6 protein-coding genes are annotated in these 6297 nt (G+C 61.2%); 4 read left to right on the plus strand and 2 right to left on the minus strand.

All coding sequences use genetic code 11. From position 1 onward, the window contains the following. The first annotated feature begins 16 nt into the window (after positions 1–16). Together NKJ06_RS16500 and NKJ06_RS16505 are read left to right on the plus strand one after the other, a co-directional pair. Complete coding sequence (locus NKJ06_RS16500; RefSeq protein ID WP_352626686.1) at positions 17–949, plus strand: glycosyltransferase family 2 protein; 933 nt, start codon at positions 17–19, stop codon at positions 947–949. Between the two features lie 121 nt (positions 950–1070). Further along, a complete protein-coding gene (locus NKJ06_RS16505; protein ID WP_352626688.1) occupies positions 1071–1610 on the plus strand; it encodes a sugar transferase in 540 nt (179 codons plus the stop codon). Between the two features lie 31 nt (positions 1611–1641). Here NKJ06_RS16505 and NKJ06_RS16510 read toward each other — a convergent pair whose 3' ends face one another. Beyond that, entirely contained in the window at positions 1642–2577 is a 936-nt protein-coding gene (locus tag NKJ06_RS16510) for an NAD-dependent epimerase/dehydratase family protein (RefSeq protein ID WP_352626689.1), read from the minus strand. Further along, on the minus strand, positions 2574–3899 hold the full coding sequence (locus NKJ06_RS16515; RefSeq protein WP_352627301.1) for an O-antigen ligase family protein: 1326 nt from the start codon (positions 3897–3899) through the stop codon (positions 2574–2576). Before NKJ06_RS16515 ends, NKJ06_RS16510 begins: the two co-directional genes overlap by 4 nt. Positions 3900–4385: 486 nt before the next feature. Here NKJ06_RS16515 and cysD point away from each other — a divergent pair, with 486 nt between their 5' ends. Both cysD and NKJ06_RS16525 read left to right on the plus strand, forming a co-directional pair. Next, complete coding sequence (gene cysD, locus NKJ06_RS16520; RefSeq protein WP_352626691.1) at positions 4386–5291, plus strand: sulfate adenylyltransferase subunit CysD; 906 nt, start codon at positions 4386–4388, stop codon at positions 5289–5291. Between the two features lie 2 nt (positions 5292–5293). Beyond that, positions 5294–6297 (plus strand): sulfate adenylyltransferase subunit 1 (locus NKJ06_RS16525; RefSeq protein ID WP_352810236.1); only part of this gene is annotated, 1004 nt, incomplete at its 3' end.

Consider the following 6297-nt stretch of genomic DNA (forward strand, 5'->3'; position numbering starts at 1 on the left):
AAGGTGTTTGACGTTCGTGGATAAAGCAGATCTGCGCATCGCAGTCCTGATGGGCACGAAAGATGGCGCCGCCTTCATCGATGAGCAGCTGCAGTCGCTGCTCGCGCAGTCGCATCCTCTGATCGACCTGTGGATATCCGACGATGGTTCCACCGATGGCACGATTGCCATCATCGAGGCATGGCAATCCCGCTGGCCGAAGGGGCGAATGACCCTTGTGGAGGGGCCGCGGCAAGGATTCGCGGCCAATTTCCGGTCGATGATCCTTGATCGACGCATCGATGCGGACGGCTATGCCTTCTGCGACCAGGACGATATCTGGGAGCCCGACAGGCTGGAGAGCGCTATCAGCTGGATGCAGGCCTATGACGCAAACACCCCGCTGATGTTTTGCTCGCGAACCGCGACCATGACGGAAACGGGAAGCCTTGTCGGCCATTCGCCGCTGTTTGCCCGCCCGCCGTCCTTTCGCAACGCACTTGTGCAAAGTATCGCCGGCGGCAACACCATCCTGCTCAACGCCGCGGCACGCGACCTGTTGGCCAGGGCCTCTGCGCGGACCGGGTTCGTCAGCCACGACTGGTGGGCCTATCTCATCGTGACCGCCGCCGGCGGCATCGTCCGCTACGATCCACGGCCGCTGGTGCGCTATCGGCAGCACGCGGCAAACCTGGTTGGCGCCAACGTGTCGTGGAGAGCAAGGATTTCCCGGCTTGGCCGCCTCTTCAAGGGCGAGTTCGCCGACTGGACGGATCTCAATCTTGACGGACTCGCCGTCAATCGCGATCTGCTGACCGAAGACGCGGCGGCGTGCTTTGACCTGTTCACCAACGGTCGGCAGGGCGGTCTTTTCCGCCGCTTGGCTGGTTTGCGCAAAAGCGGTGTCTATCGACAGACCCTTCCCGGGACCCTGGGGCTCTATCTCGCTTTCATCCTCGGGCGCATCTGAGCATCGAACGACTGCGTGGCGCGCTTGGTCAAGAGATGAGCTCATGCTACGTCGACCGGATTGATGGGCTTGGCCTGCGGCGTTGCCTCGGGACTTTGGCAGGGAGCACGATCGGCCGTTCATGAAGGCAACCAAGCAAATCTTCGATCTTGCCGGTGCGGCTTTGCTGCTGGTGGTCACGTCCCCCGTATTGGTGCTTGCCGTCCTTGCCGTTCGGGCATCGTCGCCCGGTCCGGCTATTTTTTCGCAGACGCGGGTCGGCCGCGACGGCAGGCCTTTTCGCTGTCACAAGTTGCGCACCATGTATGTCGGGACGCCGTCATTGCCCTCGCATGAGGCGCCCCCGAATTCCGTGACATCGGTCGGAAAGGTCCTGCGGAAGTTCAAGCTCGATGAGCTGCCACAGTTCTGGAACGTCCTGAAGGGCGAGATGAGCCTGGTCGGGCCGCGTCCCTGCCTGCCGACCCAAACGGAATTGATCGAGTGTCGCAGGCGGCTGGGGGTTTTGGCGGCGCTTCCAGGCATAACCGGCCTGGCTCAGATCAGGGGAATCGACATGTCGAACCCTGAGCTTTTGGCTGAAACGGATGCCACCTATCTGAGGACCGCGTCGTTCCGGCTTGACCTTCGGATCCTGCTCGGAACGCTCTATCGAGGCTGAACAAACCACGATCCCAAAAGTGGATAGGAAGCTACGACTTACCGAGCCGCGCCAGCTCGGCCAGCCGCTCCAACGGATCGGTTTCCGGCGCCCATCCCTGCGATATCAAGAGGGCGGGATCGCATATCTGTGTCGCTGTCATGCTGTCCCAAAATGCCTGCTTGCCCAGCAAGCCCGCGACCGGTCGCATCAGGCCGGCCGGTACCGTCATCAGCCGCGTCGGCCGTCCAAACCCCCTGCGAAAGGCGGCAATGACGGCCTCGACGGCGACCGGTGGCATGTCGGCGCCGACATAGATTGGGCGGAGCGCTCCGGAATGGCTCAGCAGGTGCGACACCGCCCGCACTACGGCCTCGGCGGACATCAGCGAGCGGACTCCCGTCAGGGCACCCGTCGGCAGCGGCAGCGCCGTATCGGCAAGGCGCATCAGCGTCGCCAGGTTTCCCTTCATGCCGCTTCCGTAGATCGGGGGCAGGCGCAACACGGCGGCGTCGGAGCGGCCATGCGACGCATAGGCGTCCAAAACCTTGATCTCGCTTTCGCGCTTCGAGCGCCCATAGACGCATTGCGGGTCAGAAAACGTGTTCTCGTCGATCGTCGCGCTGACGCGAGCGCCGATCACGGCCCGGATCGAGGAGAGATGGATGAAGCGTCCGCTTGCCTGCGCCGCCGCGGCATGCGCCAGCCGCGCGCTCAATTCCACATTGGCCGCCCGGTAGTCGGCTTCGGTGGCATTGCCTTGATCGTTGTTGAGGCCGGCACAATGGACGACGTGGGTTACTTCCCTGGTGAGTGTCAGGAAGGCCGCGGCCGGCGCATCGAAATTGGGCATCGGCACCGCGCCATCCCCCGGCCCAAGCCGCTCCGGGTGGCGGGAGGCGAGGCGAAGCTCGGCGCCGGCTTGGCGAAGATGATGCACGACCAAGCGGCCGATGAAACCCGTCGCGCCGGTGACCAGGACCCTCATTGCCTTGCTCGCAACAGCTCTTGGGTGGCTGCCGGAAGCGCCTGCTCTTCCATCACTGGTGGAGGTGCATGCTTTTCCATCAACGGAGCCTGACGGCCGGAGGCAAGATACGTTCCGCACACCAGGAAGATCATCAGCACCGAGTCCAGAATGTCATGGCCGACGAGGATGCCCGTCATCCCCGCCGTGAGATAGGTGACAATGACGATGACAATCATGGTGGCGCCGAACCGCTCGACCGGATCGCTGCTGTTTCGCAAGACCCGGACAGCATTTCCAGCGGCAACGACAAAGATCGCCGCCAGCGTTGCGGCGCCCAGAATTCCTGCTTGCACCAAGGCGGTCAGGAAGCCGTTATGAAAATGGTTGAAGCCTGTGCTCATTGCGAACTGATCATGAAAGCCCTGCTTGATCAAAAGCTGGGTCGCACCCACCCCGTGCCCGAACAGCGGCATGTCACGGAATGCTTTGAGGCCGATCTCCCAAAGCGCAACACGTATTCCCAACGAGCTGTCGTAATTGCCCTGCGCGCCCAGCGCATTCCAATCGGAGTGCAGAAAGTCGATGCGCCCGGATATCAACTGGAAGCCGAAAGCGGCGACCACGATGCCGACTGCCGCCAGCAGCAGAAGCACACGAACGGCATTCCTACCTTTGAGCCTCCGATGGTTGATAAGCAAAACAGCGATGCCGGCAACCAGCAGAGCCAGCCAGGCAATACGCGAACCGGAATAGATGATGGCTATCGTCCCGGCCAATGCGGCGTAGAAAAGGGGATTACGGGCTCGCTCTATGCCTGACAAGGCGCCGGCCACGCAGACCACCACGGCAAGGCAGACGACGGTTGCGAAGACGATTGGATTGCCGGCCCCGCCCTCGGCCCTGACCCCAATCCAATATTGCTGGATGACGGCCATGAGCAGCGCGACAAAACAGGCGGCCATGCTGCTGAGCACGATGGTGCGGGCAAGCATGGTTTTCTGCGTGATGCTCCAGGTCGAATAAGAGACGGGGAAAAACAGGAAGGTGACGAGCGGGATAAGGTGTGGCGCATCGCGGACGAACGAATTGTTGACGACGGTGGCCAGGAGATTGGCCGCGCAGTAGGCGTAGATCGCTATCGTCAGCCAGATCATTGGCCGGTCTGCGTTGAAGCGCCTTTTCCCAGATGCAATCAGCACGACGGAAGCCAGGGCTCCGCCGTTGAAAACAAAACTGACCACCGATCCCAGAACCGGTGGAAAAAAGAAACAAAGGATGGAGAAGTAGATGTTCACCCGCGAGGGCGTGAATTGCTGTTTCAGGGATGAAAGCCTGCTCAATTTTTCCGGCTCGCTATTTTCGGGAATTTCATGCGGCGGATCTTGTTTAGCGACGTAGAATGCGCTCGCCTCGAGACTGCCCATGCCCCATGATGCACTTGCCCGCTTCCCAAGGGCGGTATAGCGGCTGGGCTCCCTTTTCGATAGTGTGTCGGGGTCCCAATTGCCACTGAAAATCGGCAGCCGGCGCGGGTCGATCGGAGGAGGTTCCCGGAAGGAACCGTAGCCTGTCTATTCAAGCAATATTTTTCCTGCGTTTTCTCACCTGTCGAGCTTGCGAGCAGGAATTTCCGGGTTTTTCGGCATCCGTGGAAAATTCATTCCCGAACCATGTGCCGCAGGACCAGTCTTGCATTGTTCTAGACACCGGCGATCTGGTAGAACGCCGGACGAGAGAGATTGTCCAGAAGCAGGCTTGAACCGGGCGCAAAAAGCTCGAATAGGTGACGTCTTCTGTCGGAATGTACGAAAGAACGCCCGCAGTCCATGACAACAGCGCTTACGCATCTTCAGCGGCTTGAAGCCGAGTCCATCCACATATTCCGCGAGGTTGCGGCCGCCTTTTCCAAGCCGGTCATGCTTTATTCCGTCGGCAAGGATTCATCGGTGCTGATGCATCTGGCGATGAAGGCGTTTTATCCCGCCAAACCGCCGTTTCCCTTTCTTCACGTCGACACGACGTGGAAATTCCGCGAGATGATCGCCTTTCGCGATCAGATGGCGCAGAAACTCGGCTTCGATCTCCTGGTTCACGTCAACGAAGATGGCGTGCGTGACAACATCAATCCGTTCGACCATGGTTCGAACACCCACACCCATGTGATGAAGACTGTGGCGCTGCGCCAGGCGCTCGACAAATACCGTTTCGACGCGGCCTTTGGCGGCGCCCGTCGCGACGAAGAGAAATCGCGCGCCAAGGAGCGCATCTTCTCCTTCCGCAATGCCCAGCATGTGTGGGACCCGAAGAACCAACGCCCCGAGATGTGGAAGATATTCAACACCCGCATCGCAACAGGCGAATCGATCCGCGTCTTTCCGCTGTCGAATTGGACTGAACTCGATATCTGGCAGTACATCCTGCAGGAAAGTATCCCGATCGTGCCGCTCTATTTCGCCAAGGAACGGCCGGTGGTGGAACGCGACGGCATGTTGATCCTCAGGGATGACGAGCGCATGAAACTGCGCCCCGGCGAGACGGTGGAGAACCGGCTGGTGCGGTTCCGCACGCTGGGCTGCTATCCGCTGACCGGCGCCATAGAATCGGATGCCGACACGCTGGAAGCCATCGTCGGCGAAATGCTGACCGCGCGCACCTCCGAACGGCAGGGGCGCCTGATCGACCGCGACGAATCTGGCTCGATGGAAAAGAAGAAGCGCGAGGGGTACTTTTGACCATGCGCCACATCATGGCAAAGAGCCTCGCCCCCACCGACGGCGTCCGCGACTATCTGGCGGCGCAGGAGAAGAAGTCGCTGCTGCGCTTCCTGACCTGCGGTTCCGTCGATGACGGCAAGTCGACGCTGATCGGGCGCCTGCTTTCCGACACCAAGCAGATTTTCGAGGACCAGCTCGTCGCGCTCGAACGCGATTCGCGCAAGCACGGCACGACCGGCGACGACATCGATTTCGCGCTGCTGGTCGATGGCCTTGAGGCCGAGCGTGAGCAAGGCATCACCATTGATGTCGCCTACCGCTTCTTCGCCACGCCGAAGCGCAAGTTCATCGTCGCCGACACGCCCGGCCACGAGCAGTACACCCGCAACATGGCGACCGGTGCCTCCACCGCCGACCTGGCGATCGTGCTGATCGATGCCCGGCAAGGGGTGCTGCGCCAGACGAGGCGCCACTCGATCATCGCCTCGCTGCTCGGCATCCGCCACATCGTGCTGGCCGTCAACAAGATCGATCTCGTCGGGTTCGACCAGGCGGTCTTCGAGCGGATCGTTGAAGACTACCGGCAATTCTCGCGCGATCTCGGCTTCCAGACCATGGTGCCGATCCCGATGTCGGCCCGTTACGGCGACAATGTCAGCCGCCACTCCGAAAGCATGGAATGGTATTCCGGCCCGACGCTGATCGAGCATCTCGAAACCGTGTCGGTCGATGAGGCGGTGGTTGAACTGCCGTTCCGGTTTCCGGTCCAGTATGTCAATCGCCCCAATCTCGACTTTCGCGGCTTTGCCGGCACGATCGCGTCCGGCTCGGTTGCTTCAGGCGACGAGGTCGTCGTCGCCAAATCGGGCAAATCCTCGCGCGTCAAGCGGATCGTCTCGTATGGCGGCGATCTTGCCCAGGCGGCTGCCGGCCAGGCCGTCACGCTGGTCCTTGACGACGAGGTCGAGATCTCACGCGGCAACATGCTGGTTTCGCCGGCCGCACGGCCGCAGGTCGCCGACCA

It is taken from the genome of Mesorhizobium sp. M0293, from assembly GCF_040321735.1.
GTDB lineage: Bacteria > Pseudomonadota > Alphaproteobacteria > Rhizobiales > Rhizobiaceae > Mesorhizobium.